Genomic DNA, 25667 nt, shown 5'->3' on the forward strand with positions numbered 1-25667 from the left:
TTATTCAAGCTCGCTCTTATTAGTTTGAATTTTTTTTTGTATTTTTATATCCCTTAAATATGCAAGAACCTCGTCTCTTATATCATCCCTTTGCAAAGCAAAGTCTAAAGTTGCTTTTATAAAGCCGATTTTATCACCAATATCATATCGGTTCCCTTCAAAATTATATGCTAATACTGCTTGCCCCTTATTTAGCTCATTTATAGCATCTGTTAGCTGTAATTCATTACTTACCTGATCAAATGGAAGCTTTGTTAGGATATTAAAAATTTCAGGTCTTAGAACATAACGCCCCATTATTGCATATCTAGAGGGAGCTACTTCCTTTTGGGGCTTTTCTACTAAGCACTCGATATTAAAAAGGTTCGGTTGAATCATCGTCCCTTTCGGCCTAATGATTCCATATTTACTGATATCTTTTTCTGGTATGCTCTGAACAGCTACAACTGAGCTGTTGTAAGAATCAAAAATATTGATAATTTGCTTCAGGCAAGGTGTATCAGACATGACGATGTCATCCCCTAGCAAAACAGCAAAAGGTTCATTTCCAATGAAGCTCTGCGCACAGAGTACTGCGTGCCCCAGCCCTTTCGGTTCTTTTTGACGAACATAATAAATATTTGCTAAACTAGATATCTCCTGAATTTCCTTTAAAACAGCTAGTTCTTTTTTTCTTAAAAGTGCATGTTCCAATTCATAGGATCTATCAAAGTGATCCTCTATTGACCTTTTCCCTCTACCTATTATAATAATAATTTCCTCTATTCCCGAAGCTACAGCTTCTTCTACAATATATTGAATCGTAGGTTTATCAACAATCGGCAGCATCTCCTTGGCTTGAGCTTTTGTTGCAGGTAAAAATCTAGTCCCAAGACCAGCGGCCGGAATAATTGCCTTTCGAATTTTCATAAACTACCTCCTTTGTCATCCCTTAGTCTTTTTATATGCTAAAGGTTAATTTCCGCTCTAGTCAGTAGCCTTATTAATAATATTTTTCTATCTAGCAGAGCCTAGCCAAAATTATTTTTATTTTTTTGTCAATTTATAAAATATGAATGACTTCTAGCACCTTAAGATATGAGAAGCATGACGCAGATTTTGAAATCCTATGGATTTTTGGAAATAAAACATTTCAAGTGTCTGTATTTACATTCTATAAGATTATTCCAGTGTTGGATTGTTGAAAAAACTTTCAAAAAACCGTGTTATTGGTGTATTTTTTAATACTATGAAAAAATACACTCTCGTTTTTTTAATTTGTGAATATAGTAAGTTTAAGCAGTAGAAAGGGTGGGATAAATACATGAATAATTACTTTTATGATGATTATGAAATTGGTGAAAAACGTAATTACTTTTATGATGATTATGAAATTGGTGAAAAACGTAATTACTTTTATGATGATTATAAAATTGGTGAAAAACGTAAAAAATTAGATCATAGAAGATATGATTATAAATTTTCTTCACCTATATGTAATCTTTTTAAGAAATTAACCTCCGGTGATGATGTAGACATTCTAATTATTGGTGGAGAATCCCATTCCGTGGATGCATTTGTACATTTTGATGAAGAAACTGGTCTTATAACATTTGTGAAAAGTAATGGTGCAGTATTTATTGTAGGTTACGATCAAATTAATGCGATTATTATTGATAATTAGTATTATTAAATTAATAAACATAACAAATAAATAAAGCTTTTAATTGAATGGCCATTTTAAATTAAATAAAAGAATTTAGAAATATCCATTTAATAACACAATTAAATTGGTCTAGATGTAAAAGGTTCTGGTGCAAAGAATGAACAGAGATTACATAAGACATTGATTCCAAACGGAATCAGTTCTTATGCTGTCAATTTAAACAAATGCTAGATACATCTATTCTGATTTTTGACAGACTGCGCGCTTAATTTAAGTTGTCCTTTTTTGACCATATGCATGGCCTCTATTCCAGCGATCATTTTTGTAGCAGTTCGTAATGATTTTAATCCAAGCATACTCCGAATACGTTTTGTAATAAACCGGTGATCTTGTTCAATTATGTTGTTTAAATATTTTTTTACTCGAAGCAGCATACCATGTGGTATGCGCTTTTCATCTTTTAATTCCTGTATCTCAACGGGATACGATTTATCACCATCCACAGTTATGATACGAGGTTTTGCGACATGACAAGAAGCCAAGACCTTCTTTAGAAAGCCGCTTGGCAGCCTTTTCATCTCGTTTCCTCTCCAAGAATCATTCGTTGGTTTCAAATGTTTGCGAATTCACTCATTTAATTCAGGCCCATATTGATGTACCCAACGCATAATCGTTGTATGAGCGATGGATAAACCACGTTCTTCCATCATTTCCACTAAATCACGCAAGCTTAAGTTGTACCGTAGGTACCAACGTACAGTTAATAAAATGATGTCTGGTTGATAACGCTTCCACTTAAATACATTATTCTTTTCCATATGGATCACGCTCCTTTTTTAGATTCATACTATCAGTATGTCCAAGTTTGAGAAACCATTTTCATATACTTCACGTTTTTGCACCAAAACCAAATTTGGAGACAATCATTAAGAACATCAACGAAAATTATATTTTAAGCAGATTAATGCAAGAACATTCACTTGAAGAAGAATAATACAAAATATAATTTGGTTATTTTGTATTATTCTCCCTTTTCGAGGCGAGTGGGCAAAAACACCCTTGAAAGAATTCTTTTGTTCGTTTAAAGAAAGACATTAATATTGCGTTAAATAGGGAATCCGCTCTTTTTATATTCGGATCATATTGAACGGGACGAGACATCGTAGAACAATAGTGTAATTCCAAGTTTTCAATTGTAAAATGATTAACATGGGAGTTTTAATAATTTATTGTGAGTAGTTCAAGTCTCTACACCTATATCTTCCATGGTAATTTGGTTATTTTAAGTAATTGAACTTGAATAGAAACATGAATTTAGAACTAAATTAATAATCAATTATTTAGTAGTAATATTGCACAAAATTATTGTAAAATATTTTCGAGGGTAGACTAATTTATGTAGTAACACTTAAGGAGCAATGGAGGTATTAAATGAGAGATTTTTTTGAGGACAAATACTTAGATATAGAACTACAAAGAGAACTGATAAAGTTAATAAGTGAAATTAGTGAATACAAAGGAAAACTATCCGCTTATCAAGAGAGAAATCCTGAAATATTTAATATTTTGGAGAGAACTATCCCCCTTCATTACATAAAAAACTTTAATACTGTTTTTATGGATATAAAAATTCCGAATAAGAGGTTAAAAGAACTCATTTTGAACGACATGTTACCCAGAACAACAGAAGAAGATGCCGTATTTTGTTATTATCAGACACTATCCCTTGTACAAAAGAAGTTTTATAAGCTCCCCATCAATCCAGAAACACTACAAGAATTACACTTTCAATTAATCCATTATATTACTTCTGATAGTGCAAAATGGCGTAAAAAACAATTTATCATGCCGGTTGTTCCGGAATACGGGATGCATTCTAGTAGCTATCGTCCTCTTTCACGGGAGCTTATCCCCCAATCTGTAGAACAATTATGTGAGCAATATAATACATTAGAGGCAGATAAGGAGCTCCATGCACTGATACTAATAGCTCGATTTATGTTAAACTTTTATTGTATTCTTCCTTTTAATCAGGGAAATCGAAGACTAGCTTTCATATTGACGCAATTATTATTAATAAAAAATGAACATACATTTATAAAATATGTATGTTTAGATAAATATATAAAGAAGCATGAATCAAAATACTATGAATCAATCTTTAAATCTTCAGTTAATTGGTACTGTAGTGGGCATAATATCAGTTTTTGGATGAAAATATTCTTAACAATTATATTAGATGCATATCGGGATCTGCATCTCACCGTTCAGGGCTCTATTTGTAGGTATACTAAAATGGAGCGAATTAAAAATTATATATTTAAACAAAACAAACCTTTTACTAAAGAAGATATTCGTAGCGTTTACCCAGACATAGCCGAAAGTACAATCAGTAAAGCATTAGCTTCTTTCCAGTCCCTTGGGCATATAAAGCTAGTTTCAAGAGGAAGAAATGCTCAATGGACACGGATGTAATTCTGCGATAGCAATTATTAAAATTCATTTATAGCATATAAATCAAGGGATCCTTACATCCATAGTAGTAAATAACTATAATTTTGTGGTCTATATTACATATTTTCTGAATTACACTTTCAGAAAATATAAATCAATGTATAATCAAGTATTTAAACAACGCATAAAACAAGACCATAGACAAGTAAAACAATAATTTGTAAAGCCTCCACCAGGCTTCACAAACTTTGAAAGTCATTGAAACTGTTCATGTTTTTTATAAACAAATCTGAAATCTGAGGTCAGATTTCGGATTTTCGACATACGATTAATTACGATATTTTTAAGAAATTGTATAACGTGAGCAACTATTTGATAGGAGAATTTGTTTTTTAAAATTTCACAACTGAAATCTTCTAATTTAATCTACTTTTTTAAATACTGATTACTTCTTTTTGAATCATCAAAATCGATATATATAAACTCAATAATTTTATTGTTTATATTTCTAATATTTTGCGCTAGGTCCCATATTAATTTAGCTTTTTTTTGCACCTATAACTTGAACATCATCAAATAATACATTAGACGTTCCATTTGACGTTAAAATCCCCACATGGGTGTTTGCTAAATCTTTTTTTGTAATAAACTCTAATTTTATTTCTTGATAACCTGATTTCCCCTTAAGTTCGACTGTTTTAGTTATTCGCTCATGCTTTGCATTATCTGTGAATATCGTTACCCTTTTTCTTTTATCTCCATTATTGGAGTCTAATTCCATTTTCATACTCAATGTATATTTAGTGAAGGGTGTTATTTGATCTTGAATATAAGTCCAAGTATCTCCGTTTTTACTGATCATCCCCGTTTTACCTGTGTTACCTCCATTCACAATGGTACCTATAATATTCCAAACTAACCGTATATTATCAAAATTAGGTTCTGGCGCAAAAAACGTGAAGTATATGAAAATTATTTCTCAAACTTGGGCATACTGATAGTATGAATCTAAAAAAGGTGCGTGATCTATATGGAAAAGAAGAATGTATTTAAGTGGAAGCATTATCAACCAGACATCATTTTATTAACTGTACGTTGGTACCTACGGTACAACTTAAGCTTGCGTGATTTAATGGGGATGATGGAAGAACGTGGTTTATCCATCGCTCATACAATGATTATGCGTTGGGTACATCAATATGGGCCTAAATTAAATGGGCGAATTCGAAAACATTTGAAACGAACGAATGATTCTTGGAGAGTGGATGAAACCTACATCAAAATCAAAGGCCAAAAAATGTACTTATACCGTGCTGTTGATTCCGCAGGAAACAAGCTTGATTTTTACTTGAGTAATAGACGAGATGCAAAGGCTGCCAAGCGTTTTCTAAAGAAAGCCTTGGCTTCTTGTCATGTCACAAAACCTCGTATAATTACGGCCGATGGTGATAAAGCGTATCCCGTTGCAATACAGAAATTAAAAGAGGAAAAGCGCCTCCCACACGATACTCCACTTCGTGTGAAAAAATATTTAAATAACATCATTGAACAGGACCATCGCTTTATCAAAAAACGAATCCGGAATATGCTTGGATTAAAATCATTGCGCACAACTACAAAAATGATTGCCGGAATAGAAGTTATGTATATGATCAAAAAAGGTCAACTTAAGTTAAGGGTCCGGTCTGTCAAAAATCAGAATAGATGTATTCATCAGTTATTTGGATTACCTGCTTAAAAGTGGATTCCATTAGGAATCTATGCCCTTTGTAGCCTTTGTTTATTATTTGCACCAGAACCATCGAAACTCCACGTTATTTTAGAATTTCAGAAACGTCACGATAGCTTAAAGAAAAACTACAATAATAGCCAACGGCTATTAAAATAATATCCTTTTTGAACTGTTTCCCTTTAAAATATCGCACTTGTGATTCTCCTCACTTCTTTTTTCCTAGATTGTAACTAGGTTTAAGAAACTTTACAACAGAACCCTTAATATCATATGGAGATGGTACACTAAACTGGACACTAAGTTAAGAGAGAAAGGTGATTCAGTTTATGAGTAGAAAAGGCAGTCCTTATGATAATACATTGATGGAATCCTTTTACAAAACCATAAAAAGAGAGCTTATTCAAGGTGCTAAATTTAAAACACCTGAACAAGCTCGAAAAGAAATATTTAAATATATAGAGTTATATTACAATACAAAAAGAATGCACTCTTTTTTAGATTATCTTTCTCCTATCAAATTTGAGAAAGCCTATTCATAATATTCACCTAACTTAATGTCTAGTAAATGTTGACAAGTCCAGTCTAACAATTGGGGTACACTTCATTTTGATGGCTACGTAGTCTTTTTTACAATTGTCTACTTGACGTGAGTAAGACCACTAGCCTTTTTATCACATAATATATACATTTCTAGCTACCATAAAATTCGTTATCTGTAGTCAAAAATGAATAGAATTTTCGTTTTGAGGTATTCGCTTTTTTAGCTTGGTGGTAATATGGTTAGTATCTCTAGATAATTAAAATCTAAAAAATACGATAAACGGATAAAGATGCACATTGTCGTACGAGCCCACCACTACCGGGTGGATTAACCAGAGTTTTCGCAACAGGACTCTCATTTATTACTCGTATGGTATTACCTGCCTCTAAGAATAGTACTATATTATGAGAAATTAGTCCACCTTCTGTATTAACCATAGATGCAAAATTAGTAACTCCATTATTTATAGCAAAGCTAAATACATTTGGTGATGCTGATCCTGCAGCTAAACAAAGATGAAAGTCTAATACATAACCCCCTGTTTCATTTACTGTTAATGTGTTTGAACCATTGAAACTCATATTAGTTGTAAAAGCATTGGTATTAAAGTTTACAGCTGCCCCTACCGCTACAGTCTGTGCACCTGTAGGACCATTTGCAACAATCCGCCCTACTGTAAATGGTATATTTCCAGGTGGTCCGGTTGGACCTTGAGGGCCTGGAGACCCTGGATATCCTTGAGGGCCTTGGGGGCCTTCAGGACCTGGAGACCCTGGATATCCTTGGGGACCTTGGGGGCCTGGGGGGCCTGGGGGGCCTTCAGGACCTGGAGACCCTGGATATCCTTGGGGGCCTGGGGGGCCTTCAGGACCTGGAGACCCTGGATATCCTTGGGGACCTTGGGGGCCTGGGGGGCCTTCAGGACCTGGAGACCCTGGATATCCTTGGGGGCCTGGGGGGCCTTCAGGACCTGGAGACCCTGGATATCCTTGGGGGCCTTGGGGGCCTTCAGGACCTGGAGACCCTGGATATCCTTGGGGGCCTTGGGGGCCTTCAGAACCTGGAGGGCCTGGGGGGCCTGGGGGACACGATGGCGGACATGGTGGCGGACATGGTGGTGGACACGATGGCGGACATGGTGGCGGACATGGTGGCGGACATGGTGGCGGACATGGTGGACATTTTCTCTGAGGCCTTGTTGTATATTCCGGATATTTCTCATATCTTAGAGATTCTTCATATCTAGTTTCTTCTCTAAGGCCGCTATGATTCATATTGTCGTAATGATTCAAATAAAAAACATCCTTTCATAAAGATTATTTTGAACTTAGTACATATCTATTCTTGACTAGGAAATAATATTCATCAAATCCCGGGTTCTGTTGCAAGGTGCCTGTTCTTAAGGTGACGGGCATAGGGTACCGCCACACATCCATCAACTTAAGGTATATTTTTATACAAAATGCGGTCTTTCCATATAGTTTTTTATTATCTTTTATAGATTTTATAAAAGTAGGCATATCAAATAAACCCTGACGGGCTTCAATTTTTTTACTATGCTACCTGATGAGTAGAAGTGGTATACTCATAAACAACACCCAAAATATCAAAGACTGTCTTTTTCTCATATCGATGAGATTTTCGTCCGTTGTGCTGTAGGAGGTTAAACAGACGAAGGAGAACCTTTGATAATTCTTGGGTGTTTTTGTGTAATGCTTGGTAAAAAAGTAAAAAATAATCCTTAATTATGTACATCGCTTTATATTCACTTAGCTCTTTCTGTTTCTTACGTAACAGGAGTTCTCGCATTTTAAACATAGTAGAAGAACATAATAGAATACTAATGAGTTGCCCATAAAGGTGACATTCTAATCGTTCTTGTTTAATAGATTTACAACGATGAATTTGAAACCAAGATTTCCATATTTTAAATAACAGCTCAATTTGCCAACGCAGTGAATATAGATCATAAATTTTCTCTTTTGGTACCCATTCCGTAGGAATGTTTGTCATATTAAGGGTTATCGTACTTCTATTGTAACAAACCGCGCACAAAAGCACTCCTTACAGTTTTGTAAGTAAACATAAAGTAACTCCAAAATATACAATAAAAGTTAATTTTGGAGTTATTTTTTGTTTACTTTACTTTTTTTCAGTACTCTGCAACACCCGTATTTCAATACAATCAGCGAATTAACGGAAAAACAAAAGGATAAGACGATAAATATCATTTTTGCTCTTGTTTTATTTTTATGAATGGCTCCAAAAAGAAGGAATCGTTACCGTACCCCTTTGATATATTAGGTGTCGTTTACGATTGTACCATGCTGATAATCAAGCGGAATTTTAATTAAAAAAGATTAGTTTTAACATATACTAATTACACATGAATTAATAAGAAAACAAGGAACGATTCTGCTTTTTTTAAACCGGAAAAACTTCAATTTTTGTTGGATGTGAAAACCTACGTTCTAATTCTCTTTTAATCTTATTAACAGCAAAAACTTCTGAAGAGGCATGAACTCTAGCTACCTTTTTTATAGCAGTATTACCTGTGACTAAAATATAACTTACCGAATACAATGAAATCATATATTCACCCTTTCAATGTAACATGTTGATATAATATATGATCCTTATCTTAATCCTATGAAAGAAATATATATTTCTTAAAATATGCTTTTTTTAAACCGGTGCTGACTTTCTCGTAATCATTATGATTATTAGAAGTATTTAATACAGTTATGACTTTAAATTTCACAAAATTAGTGTAAAGATTCCTTTTTAATTTATAGCATATACTCAACTAAACATTAATGAAAAAAAGCCTCTTTTCTCGTTGAAAAGAGGCTTTTTACCGTATTATATTAAGTTATTTGGATGCTAGTAATAGTAAGTAATGTACTGAGATACAATATATTTACTATGCAATTAAGTATAACATGTATAAATCCTAAAAGGCCGTGTCAAATTTACGAATAAATATAATATCAAAAATAATTATAGCTAACCAAGTACTAAAGTTAAACTATTTTCATATTTCTGCAGTTGACTAAAATTCAAATGAAACTTTAAATTGAGACTAATTATCCAATGTTCTTATCTCTTCGGAAGTATCTTTGTATTTTTTATTTTCTTTCAACAATCTATAAAACTCACTTTTTAATATATTTTTTTCGCGCTCTAGTTTCTTTTGATGCTTAGTCAATTCATTTATACACTTCGCTCTTTCTTGTATTTTTAAATGCATACTTATAGCCTCCCCCATTAAGTTATGTTTAAATATATGAAGTTTTTGTACAAAGGAAGCTTTTTTCTGGTGGCTAACAAATTAAAGAAATTCTTTTTGAACTAATAGGAGTGATTAAAAATAACATATTTATTACAAGTTGCTTTTCTGTTTGTAGGCCCTTTTGGTGAAAAGATGACAAAGGTATTTTAGATTAAAAAATTAAATAAGTAATCTAACAAGATTTCTTCACCCATTGCCCTTTCGTAACGGACGCACGAAAATACCCCAATTATAATTTGTTTGGGTATTGTTTGTATTAAATAAAATATTGCGGTACGTGAAATTTAATTTTACCTTGTTAAATACGCCCCATAGACCTTACATCTATGAGGGGTCCCGCCACATCACTATCAAGCTAACAAAACAAAATTCCCCCCTATAATGGAGGGTGTTGCAAAACTCATAATAGTTTGGATAACATGATTAAGTCTTATTGCCGTTCTTATTCCATTATTACACAGACCCCTAGTTAACGGTTACTATTTTTATTTTCTTTTAAACTCTCTAATTCTAGAATTATATATCGCATTCTGGCAATGTTAACAGGATAAAGCTGAGGTATAAAAGTACCCTCTTTTGCTATGATAAATTCACTACTATTACCATGGTATACATACCCTAGGAGCATATCTTCTGCGAAAAATTCTAGTTTTATCGTTGACATCGGAGGTATCTCAACTTCATAGGTAATAATAGATCGATTCATAAAATCATCCTTTTTTTATAATGATTTGGTATCTATAGCAATGTTAAGCGAAAATGAGCAACATAATCATCGACATCCCAAGTGTAATCATCTAATAGAATCATGTTAGAAGAATTATAAATTGATTCGCTTTTCATAAGTATCAATCTGTAAAATTCTGGATTTTGAACCGGATATGGAATTTATTTTGAAAAATATTGTAAATACACTCGTGATCTTGGGGGGACATCGATTGAACGTCTAAAAGTGAGATTTTCTTTCTTCGCTCCATTTATATTTTTATTCAAATTATTTAAAGATTTATTTTGGTGGTGCACTATACTCTCGTTTTTCAAGAAATATTCCTCCTTATCATTATAAATATTTAAAATGTTTCAATTAAAACCCTGTATTTATAAGGATTTTTCTAATTATGCTCCCGTTTTGAGGAGACGGGAGCATATACTTATATTGTAGTTGGGTTTCTTTGCCCATCCCTTCGGGGAATAAGAAAAAATCATTGTATCCACTCTTTATAAGCGATAGCACCAGAGCCCATTTATTAACCAAACGCGTTCTGTATAGATTGTGAATTATTATGTTTAAAAAGCAAAGCGAATAGATATTATTCTAAGTCGTAAGCACTCCCCAAAAGTTCGTAAGAACCTAATATATTTTGCAACAGATAACAAAATGTATTACTTATCGGTGTATAATTTAAATTTAATGCGTATATGGGTTTCGAAAAAACATTAGTGTTATTGGATACGATATACATTTAATCTGGCACTTTGCCTTGTTGTTCCCCCATTACTAACCGGGTTAACTAAAACTTTTGGGACAAGACTATTATTGATTAATTGTACAGTAGTCACTTCTTCAATTGGTAATACTAAACTAAGAGATAGTAATCCACCAGTTGTATTAGTCATTGATCGTCGAATTTGGTAACCATTAGTAGAAATAGTAAATATACTTGGTGATGTTGACGCTTCCTCTACTACAACAAAATATTCTAAAACATATACTCCAGGATCCATAATGGTTAATGTATCTGAGCCGTTAAATGTAATATTGTCTGTTCCAGAAGTAATATCAAATTTTACTGGTGATCCTACTGGCACGGTTAAAGAACCAGTGGCATTTCGAACAACCCACCTAAATGTTCTAGGCATATTAGCTCCTGGAGGACATTGGCATGGTGGTTGGCATTGCCCCTGAGGCGTTGTTGCATACCCAGGGTACGTATCACATCCTGAGGAATCCTCATATCCATAATATTCTTCCCCTATATATCCAGGGTACTCTCTAGGAGTGCCCTGATTCACATTGTTGTAATTATTCCTCACAAAAAACACCCTTTCATGATGCTTATTTTGGATTTAATGCAAATGTATTCATAGATAGATGATAATATTCACTAAACTTTAGGACTCTGTTTAAAATCTTTCCAAGTAAAATTGGCTCTGGTGCAAAGAATGAACAGAGATTACATAAGACATGGATTCCAAACGGCATCAGTTCTTATGCTGTCAATTCAAACAAATGCTGGATACATCTATTCTGATTTTTGACAGACTGCACCCTTAATTTGAGTTGTCCTTTTTTGACCATATGCATGGCTTCTATTCCAGCAATCATTTTTGTAGCAGTTCGTAATGATTTTAATCCAAGCATAGTCCAGATTCGTTTTTTGATAAACCGATGGTCTTGCTCAATCATATTATTTAAATGTTTTTTCACTCGAAGTGGCATACCATGTGGTATGCTTTTTTCATTTTTTAATTCCCGTATCGCAACGGGATAGGCTTTATCACCATCCACAGTTATTACACGAGGTTTTGGGTTCTGTTGCAAAGTTTCTTAACAGATAAAAAGTTGGTATGATTGCAGATAGATTTTATGCGATCGTTAGAAATTGTTGTAATTCATTGTACGTCGAAAAAGCGAAGTTTGGTTGTTGCAAACTTCGTTTTCGTTTATATATAGCATGAATTGTTTCGATTCCTTTCAAGGTGCGTGAAGCATGGCGAAGACTTTGAAATCCTGCGGATCTGGAAAAACGTCGCTTGATATGTCTATGATCCTGTTCAATGAGATTATTCAAATGCTTGATTGTACAATGAGTGGTATGCTTATAAAAGCCTTGTTCTCTCAATTTATTGAACGCACAAAGTAGCGCGGGCGCTTTGTCTGTTGTGAGATCCGTTGGTTCTCCAAATGTTTTCACTAGTCTTTTCATAAAGGCATATGCAGCTTGATGATCTCGTTTTTTGCGAAGTTGAATATCCAATGTATGTCCATCTTTATCGATTGCTCGATAGAGATAACACCATTCGCCTTTCACTTTGATATAGGTTTCATCCAGGTGCCAAGATAGCTGTGCGGATTTGTTTTTCTTTTTCCAAATTTGATACATCTGATTTCCATATTCATGTACCCAACGCATAATCGTTGTCGGATGAACAGAGATGCCACGTTCCCTCAAAATTTCAGATATATCACGATAACTTAAAGAAAAACGACAGTAATAGCCAAAGGCTACCAAAATAATATCTTTCTTGAATTGTTTTCCTTTAAAATATCTCATGTATCATGCCCCTCGAGTCATTTTCTTTAAATTTTAACTTTGCTTAGACATCTTTGCAACAGAACCATTGATGCCATTTGGAATCCATGTCTTATGTAATCCCTGTTCATTCTTTGCACCAGAACCTCCCTCACTCCTAAAAATAAAAAAAATCGTTCTACAAACAATTAAAAGTTTAGAAAAATACATGCAATACACAAAGAGAAGGTCCAAAAAATTAATATTTTACCAAAAATAATGGATATATTTGTAGAAACTTTATTACAGGAATACATAGGAGCATTACGAATATGTAAAGAGACACCTGGCATATGTTTGTTAGGTACCTTAAAAATAAGAACCACATAAGGAGTGAAAAAGATGAATTCATATCAAAATCAATATGAAATATTGGAGTCTTCATCGAATAACACAAATATGCCAAACAGATATCCTTTTGCAAATGATCGGAATATGTCTCCTATGTCTTGAATACTTTAGTTACCACATTTAATCAATCAGGTGTTGAAATAATTATAGAAAATCGACATTATAGCAACATTATCATTGACAAAATTGAGTTTATCCCAGAAAATACCACAATTTTAGAATCTGAAGGAGAACAGAATCTAGAAAAAGCCCAAAACGTGGTGAACGATCTGTTTATCAATTAAACCAAATTATGTACTAAAGTAAATGTTATTGCTTTTTAACAAATAAGTGAAAAAGGTTGTGAATCCTATGTTTACAAGTGGTACGAAAAACACGTTGAAAATAGAAACGACAGATTATGAAATAGATCAAGCGGCCATTTCGATAGAATGTATGTCAGATGAACAAAATCCACAGGAGAAAATAATGTTATGGGATGAGGTAAAACAGGCAAAACAACTTAGTCAGTCTCGTAATTTACTCCAAAATGGGGACTTCGGAGACTTTCCTGGAAATGGTTGGACATTTAGTAATGATATTATAATAGGATCCAATGATCCTATTTTTAAAGGGAAATTTCTTCAGATGGGTGGAGCACGAGACATATATGGAACCATATTTCCAACATATGTGTATCAAAAGATAGATGAATCCAAATTAAAACCCTATACACGTTACCGAGTAAGAGGGTTTGTGGGAAGTAGTAAAGATTTAAAATTAATGGTAACCCGTTACGGGGAAGAAATTGACGCCATTATGGATGTGCCAGATGATTTGGCCTATATGCAGTCTAGCTCTTCATGTGGAGATGATACTCGTTGTGAACCATCTACACAGTATGTGATGAACCAAGGATATCCTACACCATATACAGATGGATATGCTTCTGGTAGGTATGCGTGCCAGTCAAATCTAGGTAAAAAACGTGCGAAGTGTCACGATCGTCATCCAATTGATTTTCATATTGATACAGGCGAATTAGATATTAATCAAAATTTAGGTATTTGGGTCTTATTTAAAATTTCTAATCCAGATGGATACGCTACATTAGGAAATTTAGAAGTAATTGAAAAAGGACCACTAACAGGCGAAGCATTGGCACATGTGAAACATAAGGAAAAGAAATGGAAGCAACACATGGAGAAAAAGCGAATGGAAACACAACAGGCTTATGATCTAGCAAAACAAGCAGTAGATGCATTATTTACAAGTGCACAAGAGTTACAATATCATATTACTTTAGATCATATTAAAAATGCCGATCAGTTGGTACAGTCGATTCCCTATGTACACTATGCCTGGTTACCGGATGCTCCAGGTATGAACTATGATTTGTATACAGATTTACATGCACGCATAGTGCAAGCACGTTATTTATATGATGCACGAAATGTCCTAACAAATGGCGACTTTACACAAGGATTAATGGGATGGCGCGAAACAGGAAAGGTAGCGGTACAACAAATGGATGGCGCTTCTGTATTAGTTCTATCAAACTGGAGTGCAGGGGTATCTCAAAATCTGCATGCCCAAGACCATCATGGATATGTGTTACGTGTGAGTGCCAAAAAAGAAGGCCTTGGAAAAGGGTATGTAACGCTGATGGATTGTAATGGAAAACAGGAAACACTTACGTTTACTTCTTGTGAAGAAGGATATATGACAAAAACAGTAGAGGTATTCCCGGAAGACGATCGTATACGAATAGAGATTGGAGAAACCGAAGGTACATTTTATATACAAAGCATCGAGTTGCTTTGTATGAAAGGGTATACTAGCAATAATAACCCGCACACGGGTAATATGTATGAGCAAAGTTATAATGGAAATTATAATCAGAATACGAGCAATGTGTATTATCAAGAATATACAAACAACTATAACCAAGACTCTAGTAGTATGTATAATCAAAATTATACTAACAATGATGACCAGCATTCCGGTTGCACATGTAACCAAGGCCATAACAATAATTATAACCAAAACTCTAGCTGTACGTGTAATCAAAGATATAACCGTTAACGATTCTAAATAAGAATCAGTATACTTGCGAAAAACTAAAACCTTACTGACAAAGCCTATTGTATATCTTACAACCGACTTTAAAAATAACTGAAATATTAAGGAGTTTGTTCATTAATCTTTAATTAATGAACAAACTCCTTTACAGAACAATTTAGACTTATTGGATTTAGATGTTGTTGAATCAATGGTGAACCTTGAATAGAAATTTGGTATTCAAATTCCTGATGAGTTATCTATTGATATGATTCAAAATCTGATTGATTATATAAATGAAAATACAAATCAAGTTAAAAAAGGGAGCTACTAAAAAAGGGGTCCGTTCTAGTATCAGAACGAGCCTCTTTTTCTGGTTCTGGTGCAAAAATCCCAAAATGCTTGAAATGTATTTTTCAAACTTGGCCATACTGGTACTACTACTTTAAAAGGTGTGTGATCAGTATGGAAAAAGAAAAACAAATCCGCACAGCTATCTTGGCACCTGGATGAAACCTATATCAAAGTGAAAGGCGAATGGTGTTATCTCTATCGAGCAATCGATAAAGATGGACATACATTGGATATTCAACTTCGCAAAAAACGAGATCATCAAGCTGCATATGCCTTTATGAAAAGACTAGTGAAAACATTTGGAGAACCAACGGATCTCACAACAGACAAAGCGCCCGCGCTACTTTGTGCGTTCAATAAATTGAGAGAACAAGGCTTTTATAAGCATACCACTCATTGTACAATCAAGCATTTGAATAATCTCATTGAACAGGATCATAGACATATCAAGCGACGTTTTTCCAGATCCGCAGGATTTCAAAGTCTTCGCCATGCTTCACGCACCTTGAAAGGAATCGAAACAATTCATGCTATATATAAACGAAAACGAAGTTTGCAACAACCAAACTTCGCTTTTTCGACGTACAATGAATTACAACAATTTCTAACGATCGCATAAAATCTATCTGCAATCATACCAACTTTTTATCTGTTAAGAAACTTTGCAACAAAACCGTTAATAAAATGATGTCTGGTTGATAATGTTTCCATTTAAATAAGTTTTCTTTTTTCATACTGATTTCACACCTTTTTGTAAGTATTAGTACCAGTATGACTTAATTTAAACAACTGAACAAGATCGGACAGAAATATTTAAATATATAGAGTTGTATTACAATACAACAAGAATGCATTTTTCTTGAGATTATCTTTTTCCTATCGAATTTGAGAGAGATTTTTCATAATGTTCATCTAATTTAGTGTCCAGTAAATGTTGACAAGTATCAAATTTATGGGGCCATTTCAATGTTGCTGAATTTTTTCATAATTCCCTTAATGAGGGTAGCAATTAATATTGTAGCCCCCTTTTTTCTGTTGTATTTTTAATATCTTTACATTACTTTCTGAATGTGTAGTGAGTGTAAACTTGTGAAATGCAAATTTTTTTCTGCATCTAACCATTTGACAAACGAATACTCCATTGCTAAAAAAGTGCCACATTTTTTCAACAAATGACCAAACGAATATACTTTAATAGGGTCTCCTAATTTTACTCTCCATTTTTCATATACTTTGTGTCGTTTACAGCGATTACACTCACATACAATTGATTGAGTCATCTCTAGAAGCCTCCTTCATAAAGACTATCTTTCGTTATATTTAACATTAATTATCGTCTCTTTTGTAATCCCGCTTTTTCCCACATTTACAATCCCCTTTACAATGACACTCATGATGATGTTCATCACGATAACCATATCCATAACGAATTTTTTCAATATTAATGACATCTAAACTTGTATAACAATCATTTCCATTTCGTTTGATCCAATAAATAAAATCCTCGCATTTCTCTTCTGTAAATCGAATAAAAATCCCTTCGCCTTCATATCTTCCTGCAGAATACACTTTTATTCGATCTCCCTCACATAAATCAAAAAATCGTTTTCTCATCATGTTAATCTCCTCCGTTTTTATTCTCTTTTCATTCCATTAATAGAGTATGCCGTTCATAAGCCTATTGATTGGGCGTTTTTTCCAATTTATATTTTTCATATTTAATGAGCAGGGTTCTGATACAAAGTTTCTTAAGCCTAGTTACAATCTAAAAAAATAGAAGCGAGGAGAATCACACATGTGGCATTTTAAAGAAAAACAGTTCAAGAAAGGCATTATTTTTGATAACCGTCATGTTACTTTAAGTTATCTTGACGTCTCTGAAATTCTGAAACAACATGCAGTTTCAATTTATGATTCTGGTGCAGAAAACGTAAAGTATATGAAAATGGTTTCTCAAACTTGGACATACTGCTAGTATGAATCTAAAAAAGGTGCGTGATCCATATGGAAAAGAAGAATGTATTTAAGTGGAATCATTATCAACCAGACATCATTTTATTGGTTCTGTTGCAAAGATGTCTAAGCAAAGTTAAAATTTAAAGAAAATGACTCGAGGGGCATGATACATGAGATATTTTAAAGGAAAACAATTCAAGAAAGATATTATTTTGGTAGCCTTTGGCTATTACTGTCGTTTTTCTTTAAGTTATCGTGATATATCTGAAATTTTGAGGGAACGTGGCATCTCTGTTCATCCGACAACCATTATGCGGTGGGTACATGAATATGGAAATCAGATGTATCAAATTTGGAAAAAGAAAAACAAATCCGCACAGCTATCTTGGCACCTGGATGAAACCTATATCAAAGTGAAAGGCGAATGGTGTTATCTCTATCGAGCAATCGATAAAGATGGACATACATTGGATATTCAACTTCGCAAAAAACGAGATCATCAAGCTGCATATGCCTTTATGAAAAGACTAGTGAAAACATTTGGAGAACCAACGGATCTCACAACAGACAAAGCGCCCGCGCTACTTTGTGCGTTCAATAAATTGAGAGAACAAGGCTTTTATAAGCATACCACTCATTGTACAATCAAGCATTTGAATAATCTCATTGAACAGGATCATAGACATATCAAGCGACGTTTTTCCAGATCCGCAGGATTTCAAAGTCTTCGCCATGCTTCACGCACCTTGAAAGGAATCGAAACAATTCATGCTATATATAAACGAAAACGAAGTTTGCAACAACCAAACTTCGCTTTTTCGACGTACAATGAATTACAACAATTTCTAACGATCGCATAAAATCTATCTGCAATCATACCAACTTTTTATCTGTTAAGAAACTTTGCAACAGAACCAAGAGAAGTCTCTTCTGAACTTCCTCAAGTTACTTGCATTGATGCTACAAACTATGGAGGGGATATATAGGAGGGACCATATCAAAAAAATAACAGAGAAACAATATCATCAAATTCTTAAAGAAACATTCAATATTTTTTAGACAAGGAACATGAAGATAGTTAATTATAAACTTTTATATAAGCTTGCTGCTCCCTCATTTGTAGAAAAAATCAGATTTTTTTATTTTGGGCTATTTGTGTTTTAAAAAATAATAGTAATGATGGGGTACAGCCGAGATACGTGTAAAAATAGGTCATATAGGCTTACTTTTATTTCTAACTATGACCTATTTCTTTTATAGAGGTATTTTTTATTCTATTGGATGAGGGATCTTTTGTAAGTCAATTACATAATCACCAAATCGTTTGATATGTCTAGTTATAGGCCTAGTGACAGGTGAAGTAGGTCTAACGGTGGTAAGAAATACAAATTTTGTTGCATGAACAAAGAAATTGAGTTAAATATATAAAAATGAGATACTCCCATTTTTATCGGTTTGGGGGTATCTCATTTTAGTTAGTTTGATGGCGATGTTGCCGCATCCCTGTTAGAGAATTCAAAATTAGTTTTAAATATATGCTCTTTAATCAAAAGATTCTCTTGAAAATTGTTCACATAATGATTCACAATCTTTATTTTAAAAGATTGAGCATGAGGTATATTTACTAATGAAAATGATTCAGCTCGTACGAACGTCATTATGAATACTTACTTTTGAATTTTTTCAAGTGGGTTATCTATCTGTTTATACTTTTTTAATTTTGCAAAAGAAACTTATTTTTTCGCACCGATAACTTTAACATCATCAAATAATATATTCGATGCTCCATTTGACGTTAAAATCCCAACATGAGTGTTTGCTAAATCTCTACGTGTAATAAATTCTAGTTGTATTTCTTGATAGCCTGCGTTCCCCTTAAGTTCGACTGTTTTTGTTATTCGCTCACGTTTCATATTATCTGTGTAAATCGTTACATTTTGTCTCTCATTTCCATTTGTGGAATTCAATTTCACTTTTATACTCAAGGTATATTTAGAGAAGGGTAATACTTGATCTTGAATAAAATTCCAAGTATTTCCATTTGCATCAATCATACCAGCTTTACCGGTCACACCTCCATTTACAATACTACCAAAATTGACCCAACTTAACCGTTTATCATCAAAGTTATCTTGTGCTATCACCTGATCCTGCTCAACTGGCTCTAATTCAATTTGATCTATGGAGAATTTACCTTGTGAATTTTCCAATTTCAAATCATGTGTACCTTTTGTTAACTTAACAGTAGGTCCTTCTACAATCTTATAAGAACCATATTCTCCTTTAACAGTATCTGCGAAATTTCCAGTAATAGGAATGGTGGTGTCAGCTATTTTTGCATAGTTACCACCAGGCTTTCTATGTGAAAGACTGATTTTAGAATTCTCGTTAGCTGCAACCTTATATCTAATTTTATATTCCTGTTCCTTAGAAACTTCGACGCCATATGCTAAATAGGAATTGGTAGTATCAGTTTTCATCGCTTTTTGCTTAGCATGTATAGATTCCACTTGTGGTTGGAAATTACCCATACCACGGTTATACTTCGCAGCTGGGATTGCTGTTATCATATTTGTCATTAGATAAGTGGACGACTGATTCAAATTCTTGTCGACAAACCCAAATACTACTGCATCAATACCCTCAAATCCTGGATAGGTACTTTTGTTAAATGCATGAACTTGAGAAAGTTTCTGATGCGGATATTCAAAAATATCTTCTTTGTGTGAGCCGCTGCCTGAAATATATCTACCAAAGGATGGGTTATCTCCCCCAGTATCAAATTTAAAGTCAATATAATTAGGAGTACGGCTTGATTGCGCCTTAACTCTTATAATCGGATTATCAATAGGATTCATTAGAGTCTTTAAAGTTCCTCCAGTTGTATTTCCAGTCCATCCTGGAGTAGTCCAATTAGAACCACCATACAGTTTATCAGAATACCATGGTTGAATAGCATCAATACGATCATAGGATCGTATATCAAGCTTGAACAGATCCCCTGTATAAGCTTGAGAATCTAGGATCTTTTGTATGTTTTCCCATGTTGTTCCTTCCCCTGTTCCTCCTTGTGGTATGACTGCGCCTTTAATAGAAGAATAAATTTGCCTAGAATTTTCTTGCATTAAGCCTTTAGAATATGTTTCAGGATTTGTTGCTGGGAACAAATCTACAAAGTCTAAAACACTTAATGTGTATTCCCTTACATAATTATTAATATGATTCCATCTGTCAGTATTTCTATTTGGTTGTTGCGTATTAATCTCTTCAGCTTCTTTTTTCCTTTTTTCCAAACCATCGTTATATACTTTCATAGCATAATTCGTATATTCTTGAATCAGTTTTTTCTGATTATCCTTATATCCTTGCCATTGATTTGTATCCATTCCCCATTCTTTGCCATATAAAATCATATCTCTCTGTAATAAGAGATGAGCATTGGCGGCTTGTACAAAGATTGGAGCTGTTATTTGTTGATATACAGAATCTGTTTCTTTTTCAGGAGTTTGAATAATAGCAATAAACGCTTTCAACGCAGTATCTGCATTTCTGGCAGCAGTGATAACTGCTGTGCCTGGAGCTTCTACTCTATTTTTACTGTCATTATATATTTGTAAAACCCGTTGATACTCTTTTATATATTGCATAGCTCCATTAAATTCAGCACCCATAAGGTATTTATGATAATCATTTATTTTACTATCTATTTTTTCTTCAATATATGTTTCTAACTGCTTCCACATATCTGTTCCACCATTAGTAGAAGGCATAAATATATTCCAAACACTTCCTAACAAACTAGCTGGCGGTGGTAATAATGATAACCCTGTCCCCATCATGCCTTTTAAGAAAACTAGCGTACCTGACCCGGCATTCCCGTTGTTTTTAAGATCAACTAATAGGGGATTCCAGGCATTGTTATTAAATGCATTTATAAATTGGTCAAAGGTTACTCCCTTGTAAGGGTTTTCAAACCAACCTTTTAAATCTATTGAAGGGTTATTTTGATTAATGTTTTTTGTTTGCTTTTCATTTAAATCTTCTTTTGGTTCGGTTTCTGCAAATGCCGTATAAGCAGTGGGGATATAGGTTCCAGCAAATACACCTGTAGCTAATGTCATAGATAATATTTTTTTGTGTTTCTTTGTCATATAATTCCTCCATTTCTAAATTAATAAAGGTTTCTTCTTCTTTTTCCTTTATATATTTTTATTCAATTTATTCCTACACACTTAATGATATCGATAGACACAATATTACGCAATTCAATTAAAAATTCTCATTTTTTATGCTTAGTATGTTTATTTAAGAGTGTATTCTCAAATCACGCTCATTTGCACTAAGGCTATTTATATAGAGACTTTTATTGGAAAGGTATTGAATATGCTACCCAATGCACTGCTAATAAAAGAAAAATTAATATTTTTATAATTGGTGTTTTTCATAACGTTTGGATTCTTCGCAAAAGGATATCTGTTTGATGTGTACTCATGATAGAATGAAGAATCCAGTATTTCATATTCATTTCTATTTTGATCTGTACCCATAGTTTGCCTCTTACAACCTTTTTTAATTTAAGTCACCTTGTAAACACCACTCTCCTTTAACTTCGATGTAAGTCGTATCTAAATGACACGTAAAATGTGCAAATTTATTTTTTTCATATCTATTGTATATGACGATACATCGCATTTAAAATGTAATTATGCATATCAGGTTGTTTTCTATATTTTTGGTTCTGTTGCAAAGTTTCTTTACAGATAAAAAGTTGGTATGATTGCAGATAGATTTTATGCGATCGTTAGAAATTGTTGTAATTCATTGTACGTCGAAAAAGCGAAGTTTGGTTGTTGCAAACTTCGTTTTCGTTTATATATAGCATGAATTGTTTCGATTCCTTTCAAGGTGCGTGAAGCATGGCGAAGACTTTGAAATCCTGCGGATCTGGAAAAACGTCGCTTGATATGTCTATGATCCTGTTCAATGAGATTATTCAAATGCTTGATTGTACAATGAGTGGTATGCTTATAAAAGCCTTGTTCTCTCAATTTATTGAACGCACAAAGTAGCGCGGGCGCTTTGTCTGTTGTGAGATCCGTTGGTTCTCCAAATGTTTTCACTAGTCTTTTCATAAAGGCATATGCAGCTTGATGATCTCGTTTTTTGCGAAGTTGAATATCCAATGTATGTCCATCTTTATCGATTGCTCGATAGAGATAACACCATTCGCCTTTCACTTTGATATAGGTTTCATCCAGGTGCCAAGATAGCTGTGCGGATTTGTTTTTCTTTTTCCAAATTTGATACATCTGATTTCCATATTCATGTACCCAACGCATAATCGTTGTCGGATGAACAGAGATGCCACGTTCCCTCAAAATTTCAGATACATCACGATAACTTAAAGAAAAACGACAGTAATAGCCAACGGCTACCAAAATAATATCTTTCTTGAATTGTTTTCCTTTAAAATATCTCATGTATCATGCCCCTCGAGTCATTTTCTTTAAATTTTAACTTTGCTTAGACATCTTTGCAACAGAACCAAATATGCTTTATTTTTGTTTATTCCCCCATTTTGGGGGATTGGATAGAAACACCCTTATCCTTCTTTCTGAAAGAAGTTAATACATTGGCTGAGTTATATAACAGCCAATTGGAGGGTTACACATTTATTATATTTTAATATACTAAATGTGTAATGTTTTTAATGTTAAATCTTAATTAAGTATTCCGGATTATATTTGGATATCTATTCTACACTGTATGAGACTCACGCTAAGAGCAGTTTCAATCTTATTTTTTATATTTTTGGGAGGGACATTTATGAAACAATTTTTAAAAACAAAAAGTTCTCATGTGATAAACGACGCTCAAGCCCCTCTTACAGAAAATCGAAAAATATTATGGCTAGCACATCAAATTGATGAAAAATCAGGCTTATATTATGAACCGATTTCTATTTAAATCAAAGGAGCGTTAGACGTTCAACAATTACAAAACGCGTTACAGTATACTGTCAATAAACACGCGGCTTTACAGATGAATTTTCTCGATACACCACAGGGTCCTAAACAAATTATACAAGAAAACGTACGGGTAGAAATGACGTGTTACGATTGGTGTGCTTATCAGGAGGAAGATTTACTATTTACTATGTAAAAACCGTTAAACTCTACATATCAGTAAATAAAAGTGGTTAACGTAACATGTATGCAGAATTATATGCATGTTTAATTGATAAGTACAGTTTGCAACCCACTAAAAACGTATATTATCAATATTAATAATTGTTTGAAATCATTTTAACTATATATTAATACATTATAAAGTGAAGGTTACGTGATGCAGATGAACACAATTACTATAGAGGACATCTATCAGGAGATATTAGATGGAAAAAGAAATAGATTTCCACGAAATACTTGGAATTTAGATGAAAACAATGAAATGGCTAAAAGAGTAACAAGGTATTTAGTAACAAACATTTTAAATTGGAACGAAGAAGAGATAAAACAGAATTGGAATAACTCATTAATTGCAAAGTATCGATTACGTGGCGTATTGAAGCATAAATATGACAATAGTCCATATGCGATGATTAATGATGCATATCCAAATCAATTTAAAGAATGGGAATTTAGAATGACGCCGTTAAATTTTTGGACGAAAGAAAAGGCATTACAATTATTAAAATGGATAATTGAAGAAGAGGAAAAATTATCGCCTCAAAAACTCTTGCAAATTTATGGGCAAAAATGGTTAAATGAAAGGCGACTAAGTGCACCTTTAAGGGGGCTCTGGCATGGAAGCCCGTATGCTATGATTAATGATTTATATCCAAATCGATTTAAAGAATGGGAATTTATTAAGGCTCCTAATAAATTTTGGACGAAAGAAACAGCGTTACAAGCACTGAAATGGACAATTGAAGAAAAAGAAAAATTAAATACAGATCAGTTGAAGAATATATACGAAAATAAATGGTTAACTCAATCAGGATTGAGAGGAGCCTGTCAATTATATTGGAATGATAGTCCATATGCAATGATTAATGATTTATATCCGAATCAATTTAAAGAATGGGAATTTAAGATGACACCTAATGGTTTTTGGACGAGAGAGAAAGCGCTAGATGCATTACAGTGGACAATTGAGGAAAAAGAAAAGCTGACAGATAATCAATTATTACAGCAATACACAATGAAGTGGCTAAAAAGGAATAGACTATGGACACCAGTAGTAAGATACTGGAATGGAAGTCCATACGCAATGATTAATGATTTATATCCAAATAAATATTTAAAAAGCTCATTCAGAGGATACATAACTAAATCTTAATATTATTAAACATAATTTAATTGACATGAAAACTCAAATAATAAAGGATTCTTTTGTAAACTTTTCTAAATGAGACTATATTCTAGAAAGTATCGTAAGGAGAGACACAAATGATATCCTTTAAAGGAAAACAACCAAATATGATTTAAATAAAAAAAGAACCCTAAAAAACAGGTTCTTTTTACTATTCTTGAAGGTAAACTTTTGAATATTTATTTACTTTCATTTTCCCTAAAACTATAACTTCCGACCAAATATACTAATGCTCTCTAAACACGAAAAAAGTATACATTCAAAATACTGCAAATAAAGAGGTAAAAATAATGAACAAAAACCGAAATATTCCAGTTCGACAGTGCTACAATCTATTTAGTCCGCCAACTCCCTACTAATGACAGGTTTTTTACCCTGATTTTTTTATGATATCAACATTGATTTAAAGTAGTTTATGTAATATGAATGAGTGGGATTTTTAGGGGAGAAGATGGGTTTATATTTATAAATTAACAAAATTTTCAAAAACAAATATCCACATGTTCATATTTGTTATATGATGAAATCAAGTCATATGTAAGATGGTTTCCCCGTTACGAGTAATGAGATAGTTTGATTCACCTTTTATACATTATCTGAAAAAGAACTTGTAGTGATTTCTACAAGTTCTTTTT

The 25667-nt window shown here is 33.4% G+C and carries 23 protein-coding genes and 6 pseudogenes; 13 read left to right on the forward strand and 16 right to left on the reverse strand.

Annotation, left to right across the window (positions count from 1 at the left end; all coding sequences use genetic code 11):
- On the reverse strand, window positions 1-909 hold the full coding sequence (gene galU, locus MHH27_RS30250; protein WP_340945479.1) for a UTP--glucose-1-phosphate uridylyltransferase GalU: 909 nt from the start codon (window positions 907-909) through the stop codon (window positions 1-3).
- 394 nt (window positions 910-1303) lie between these two features.
- Here galU and MHH27_RS30255 point away from each other — a divergent pair, with 394 nt between their 5' ends.
- Window positions 1304-1663: a hypothetical protein gene (locus tag MHH27_RS30255; protein ID WP_340945481.1), complete on the forward strand. Its 360-nt coding sequence runs from the start codon at window positions 1304-1306 to the stop codon at window positions 1661-1663.
- Window positions 1664-1872: 209 nt separating this feature from the next.
- Here the strand turns inward: MHH27_RS30255 and MHH27_RS30260 are convergent.
- Window positions 1873-2463 (reverse strand): annotated as a pseudogene (locus MHH27_RS30260) (IS6 family transposase).
- A 613-nt stretch (window positions 2464-3076) separates the two neighbouring features.
- Here MHH27_RS30260 and MHH27_RS30265 point away from each other — a divergent pair.
- Complete coding sequence (locus MHH27_RS30265) at window positions 3077-4120, forward strand: Fic family protein (RefSeq protein ID WP_340945484.1); 1044 nt, start codon at window positions 3077-3079, stop codon at window positions 4118-4120.
- A gap of 517 nt (window positions 4121-4637) precedes the next feature.
- On the opposite strand, the gene MHH27_RS30270 is transcribed toward MHH27_RS30265, so the two are convergent.
- Window positions 4638-4961: a hypothetical protein gene (locus tag MHH27_RS30270; RefSeq protein WP_340945487.1), complete on the reverse strand. Its 324-nt coding sequence runs from the start codon at window positions 4959-4961 to the stop codon at window positions 4638-4640.
- 168 nt (window positions 4962-5129) lie between these two features.
- On the opposite strand from MHH27_RS30270, the gene MHH27_RS30275 reads away from it, so the two are divergent.
- Window positions 5130-5837, forward strand: coding sequence for an IS6 family transposase (locus tag MHH27_RS30275; RefSeq protein ID WP_340945489.1), 708 nt, complete (start codon window positions 5130-5132; stop codon window positions 5835-5837).
- 82 nt (window positions 5838-5919) lie between these two features.
- Here the strand turns inward: MHH27_RS30275 and MHH27_RS30280 are convergent.
- A pseudogene (locus tag MHH27_RS30280) lies at window positions 5920-6024 on the reverse strand (IS6 family transposase); the annotation flags it as partial.
- Window positions 6025-6157: 133 nt separating this feature from the next.
- Between MHH27_RS30280 and MHH27_RS30285 the strand changes: the two are divergent.
- Window positions 6158-6370, forward strand: a pseudogene (locus tag MHH27_RS30285) (IS3 family transposase); the annotation flags it as partial.
- Between the two features lie 265 nt (window positions 6371-6635).
- On the opposite strand, the gene MHH27_RS30290 reads toward MHH27_RS30285, so the two are convergent.
- Complete coding sequence (locus tag MHH27_RS30290) at window positions 6636-6953, reverse strand: hypothetical protein (RefSeq protein ID WP_340945492.1); 318 nt, start codon at window positions 6951-6953, stop codon at window positions 6636-6638.
- On the opposite strand from MHH27_RS30290, the gene MHH27_RS30295 reads away from it, so the two are divergent.
- Entirely contained in the window at window positions 6943-7086 is a 144-nt protein-coding gene (locus MHH27_RS30295) for a hypothetical protein (RefSeq protein WP_340945494.1), read from the forward strand. The genes MHH27_RS30290 and MHH27_RS30295 overlap by 11 nt on opposite strands.
- Entirely contained in the window at window positions 7076-7618 is a 543-nt protein-coding gene (locus MHH27_RS30300; RefSeq protein ID WP_340945496.1) for a hypothetical protein, read from the forward strand. Before MHH27_RS30295 ends, MHH27_RS30300 begins: the two co-directional genes overlap by 11 nt.
- Before the next feature lie 308 nt (window positions 7619-7926).
- Here the strand turns inward: MHH27_RS30300 and MHH27_RS30305 are convergent.
- The 7 genes and pseudogenes from MHH27_RS30305 to MHH27_RS30335 all read right to left on the reverse strand — a co-directional run.
- Window positions 7927-8403 (reverse strand): annotated as a pseudogene (locus MHH27_RS30305) (transposase); the annotation flags it as partial.
- A gap of 393 nt (window positions 8404-8796) precedes the next feature.
- Window positions 8797-8964 carry a hypothetical protein gene (locus MHH27_RS30310; protein WP_176535551.1) on the reverse strand — a complete coding sequence of 56 codons (168 nt, stop codon included), beginning with the start codon at window positions 8962-8964 and terminating at the stop codon, window positions 8797-8799.
- A gap of 490 nt (window positions 8965-9454) precedes the next feature.
- Window positions 9455-9622 (reverse strand): hypothetical protein, encoded by a 168-nt coding sequence (locus MHH27_RS30315; RefSeq protein WP_340945506.1) that lies wholly within the window; start codon window positions 9620-9622, stop codon window positions 9455-9457.
- A gap of 511 nt (window positions 9623-10133) precedes the next feature.
- The gene (locus MHH27_RS30320; protein WP_340945508.1) at window positions 10134-10370 is read right to left on the reverse strand and encodes a hypothetical protein; all 237 of its coding nucleotides are present in this window, start codon (window positions 10368-10370) and stop codon (window positions 10134-10136) included.
- A gap of 737 nt (window positions 10371-11107) precedes the next feature.
- A complete protein-coding gene (locus tag MHH27_RS30325; protein ID WP_340945509.1) occupies window positions 11108-11524 on the reverse strand; it encodes a hypothetical protein in 417 nt (138 codons plus the stop codon).
- A gap of 349 nt (window positions 11525-11873) precedes the next feature.
- A pseudogene (locus MHH27_RS30330) lies at window positions 11874-12191 on the reverse strand (DDE-type integrase/transposase/recombinase); the annotation flags it as partial.
- Window positions 12192-12249: 58 nt separating this feature from the next.
- The gene (locus MHH27_RS30335) at window positions 12250-12939 is read right to left on the reverse strand and encodes an IS6 family transposase (protein WP_340945511.1); all 690 of its coding nucleotides are present in this window, start codon (window positions 12937-12939) and stop codon (window positions 12250-12252) included.
- 467 nt (window positions 12940-13406) lie between these two features.
- Here MHH27_RS30335 and MHH27_RS32135 point away from each other — a divergent pair, with 467 nt between their 5' ends.
- From MHH27_RS32135 to MHH27_RS30345, 3 genes and pseudogenes are all read left to right on the forward strand, one after another.
- Window positions 13407-13592 (forward strand): hypothetical protein, encoded by a 186-nt coding sequence (locus MHH27_RS32135; RefSeq protein WP_445688852.1) that lies wholly within the window; start codon window positions 13407-13409, stop codon window positions 13590-13592.
- A gap of 67 nt (window positions 13593-13659) precedes the next feature.
- A complete protein-coding gene (locus MHH27_RS30340; RefSeq protein WP_340945514.1) occupies window positions 13660-15372 on the forward strand; it encodes a pesticidial crystal protein in 1713 nt (570 codons plus the stop codon).
- A gap of 439 nt (window positions 15373-15811) precedes the next feature.
- Window positions 15812-16321, forward strand: a pseudogene (locus tag MHH27_RS30345) (IS6 family transposase); the annotation flags it as partial.
- 433 nt (window positions 16322-16754) lie between these two features.
- Here the strand turns inward: MHH27_RS30345 and MHH27_RS30350 are convergent.
- Both MHH27_RS30350 and MHH27_RS30355 read right to left on the reverse strand, forming a co-directional pair.
- Window positions 16755-16982, reverse strand: a complete 228-nt coding sequence (locus MHH27_RS30350) for a hypothetical protein (protein ID WP_340945516.1) — start codon at window positions 16980-16982, stop codon at window positions 16755-16757.
- 46 nt (window positions 16983-17028) lie between these two features.
- Window positions 17029-17316, reverse strand: a complete 288-nt coding sequence (locus MHH27_RS30355; RefSeq protein ID WP_340945519.1) for a hypothetical protein — start codon at window positions 17314-17316, stop codon at window positions 17029-17031.
- A gap of 181 nt (window positions 17317-17497) precedes the next feature.
- Between MHH27_RS30355 and MHH27_RS30360 the strand changes: the two genes are divergently transcribed.
- Window positions 17498-17677, forward strand: a complete 180-nt coding sequence (locus MHH27_RS30360; RefSeq protein WP_340945521.1) for a hypothetical protein — start codon at window positions 17498-17500, stop codon at window positions 17675-17677.
- Window positions 17678-17828: 151 nt separating this feature from the next.
- Window positions 17829-18518 carry an IS6 family transposase gene (locus MHH27_RS30365; RefSeq protein ID WP_340945511.1) on the forward strand — a complete coding sequence of 230 codons (690 nt, stop codon included), beginning with the start codon at window positions 17829-17831 and terminating at the stop codon, window positions 18516-18518.
- Between the two features lie 873 nt (window positions 18519-19391).
- Here the strand turns inward: MHH27_RS30365 and MHH27_RS30370 are convergent.
- A complete protein-coding gene (locus MHH27_RS30370) occupies window positions 19392-21809 on the reverse strand; it encodes an insecticidal delta-endotoxin Cry8Ea1 family protein (protein ID WP_340945523.1) in 2418 nt (805 codons plus the stop codon).
- Window positions 21810-22448: 639 nt separating this feature from the next.
- The gene (locus MHH27_RS30375) at window positions 22449-23138 is read right to left on the reverse strand and encodes an IS6 family transposase (RefSeq protein ID WP_340945357.1); all 690 of its coding nucleotides are present in this window, start codon (window positions 23136-23138) and stop codon (window positions 22449-22451) included.
- A gap of 346 nt (window positions 23139-23484) precedes the next feature.
- Between MHH27_RS30375 and MHH27_RS30380 the strand changes: the two genes are divergently transcribed.
- Window positions 23485-23625: an amino acid adenylation gene (locus MHH27_RS30380; RefSeq protein WP_325097659.1), complete on the forward strand. Its 141-nt coding sequence runs from the start codon at window positions 23485-23487 to the stop codon at window positions 23623-23625.
- A gap of 378 nt (window positions 23626-24003) precedes the next feature.
- Window positions 24004-24999 (forward strand): DUF4046 domain-containing protein, encoded by a 996-nt coding sequence (locus MHH27_RS30385; RefSeq protein WP_340945529.1) that lies wholly within the window; start codon window positions 24004-24006, stop codon window positions 24997-24999.
- The last annotated feature ends 668 nt before the right edge of the window (window positions 25000-25667 follow it).

Source organism: Bacillus sp. FSL L8-0152, from assembly GCF_038006365.1.
Taxonomy (GTDB): domain Bacteria; phylum Bacillota; class Bacilli; order Bacillales; family Bacillaceae_G; genus Bacillus_A; species Bacillus_A cereus.

Excerpts from the sequence above, each read along its gene's own strand:
- galU (WP_340945479.1), bottom strand. The coding sequence starts at position 909 with ATGAAAATTCGAAAGGCAATTATTCCGGCCGCTGGTCTTGGGACTAGA.
- MHH27_RS30255 (WP_340945481.1), top strand. The coding sequence starts at position 1,304 with ATGAATAATTACTTTTATGATGATTATGAAATTGGTGAAAAACGTAAT.
- MHH27_RS30265 (WP_340945484.1), top strand. The coding sequence starts at position 3,077 with ATGAGAGATTTTTTTGAGGACAAATACTTAGATATAGAACTACAAAGA.
- MHH27_RS30270 (WP_340945487.1), bottom strand. The coding sequence starts at position 4,961 with ATGATCAGTAAAAACGGAGATACTTGGACTTATATTCAAGATCAAATA.
- MHH27_RS30275 (WP_340945489.1), top strand. The coding sequence starts at position 5,130 with ATGGAAAAGAAGAATGTATTTAAGTGGAAGCATTATCAACCAGACATC.
- MHH27_RS30290 (WP_340945492.1), bottom strand. The coding sequence starts at position 6,953 with ATGAGTTTCAATGGTTCAAACACATTAACAGTAAATGAAACAGGGGGT.
- MHH27_RS30310 (WP_176535551.1), bottom strand. The coding sequence starts at position 8,964 with ATGATTTCATTGTATTCGGTAAGTTATATTTTAGTCACAGGTAATACT.
- MHH27_RS30315 (WP_340945506.1), bottom strand. The coding sequence starts at position 9,622 with ATGCATTTAAAAATACAAGAAAGAGCGAAGTGTATAAATGAATTGACT.
- MHH27_RS30320 (WP_340945508.1), bottom strand. The coding sequence starts at position 10,370 with ATGAATCGATCTATTATTACCTATGAAGTTGAGATACCTCCGATGTCA.
- MHH27_RS30325 (WP_340945509.1), bottom strand. The coding sequence starts at position 11,524 with ATGCCTAGAACATTTAGGTGGGTTGTTCGAAATGCCACTGGTTCTTTA.
- MHH27_RS30335 (WP_340945511.1), bottom strand. The coding sequence starts at position 12,939 with ATGAGATATTTTAAAGGAAAACAATTCAAGAAAGATATTATTTTGGTA.
- MHH27_RS30340 (WP_340945514.1), top strand. The coding sequence starts at position 13,660 with ATGTTTACAAGTGGTACGAAAAACACGTTGAAAATAGAAACGACAGAT.
- MHH27_RS30350 (WP_340945516.1), bottom strand. The coding sequence starts at position 16,982 with ATGACTCAATCAATTGTATGTGAGTGTAATCGCTGTAAACGACACAAA.
- MHH27_RS30355 (WP_340945519.1), bottom strand. The coding sequence starts at position 17,316 with ATGAGAAAACGATTTTTTGATTTATGTGAGGGAGATCGAATAAAAGTG.
- MHH27_RS30360 (WP_340945521.1), top strand. The coding sequence starts at position 17,498 with ATGTGGCATTTTAAAGAAAAACAGTTCAAGAAAGGCATTATTTTTGAT.
- MHH27_RS30365 (WP_340945511.1), top strand. The coding sequence starts at position 17,829 with ATGAGATATTTTAAAGGAAAACAATTCAAGAAAGATATTATTTTGGTA.
- MHH27_RS30370 (WP_340945523.1), bottom strand. The coding sequence starts at position 21,809 with ATGACAAAGAAACACAAAAAAATATTATCTATGACATTAGCTACAGGT.
- MHH27_RS30375 (WP_340945357.1), bottom strand. The coding sequence starts at position 23,138 with ATGAGATATTTTAAAGGAAAACAATTCAAGAAAGATATTATTTTGGTA.
- MHH27_RS30380 (WP_325097659.1), top strand. The coding sequence starts at position 23,485 with ATGAAACAATTTTTAAAAACAAAAAGTTCTCATGTGATAAACGACGCT.
- MHH27_RS30385 (WP_340945529.1), top strand. The coding sequence starts at position 24,004 with ATGCAGATGAACACAATTACTATAGAGGACATCTATCAGGAGATATTA.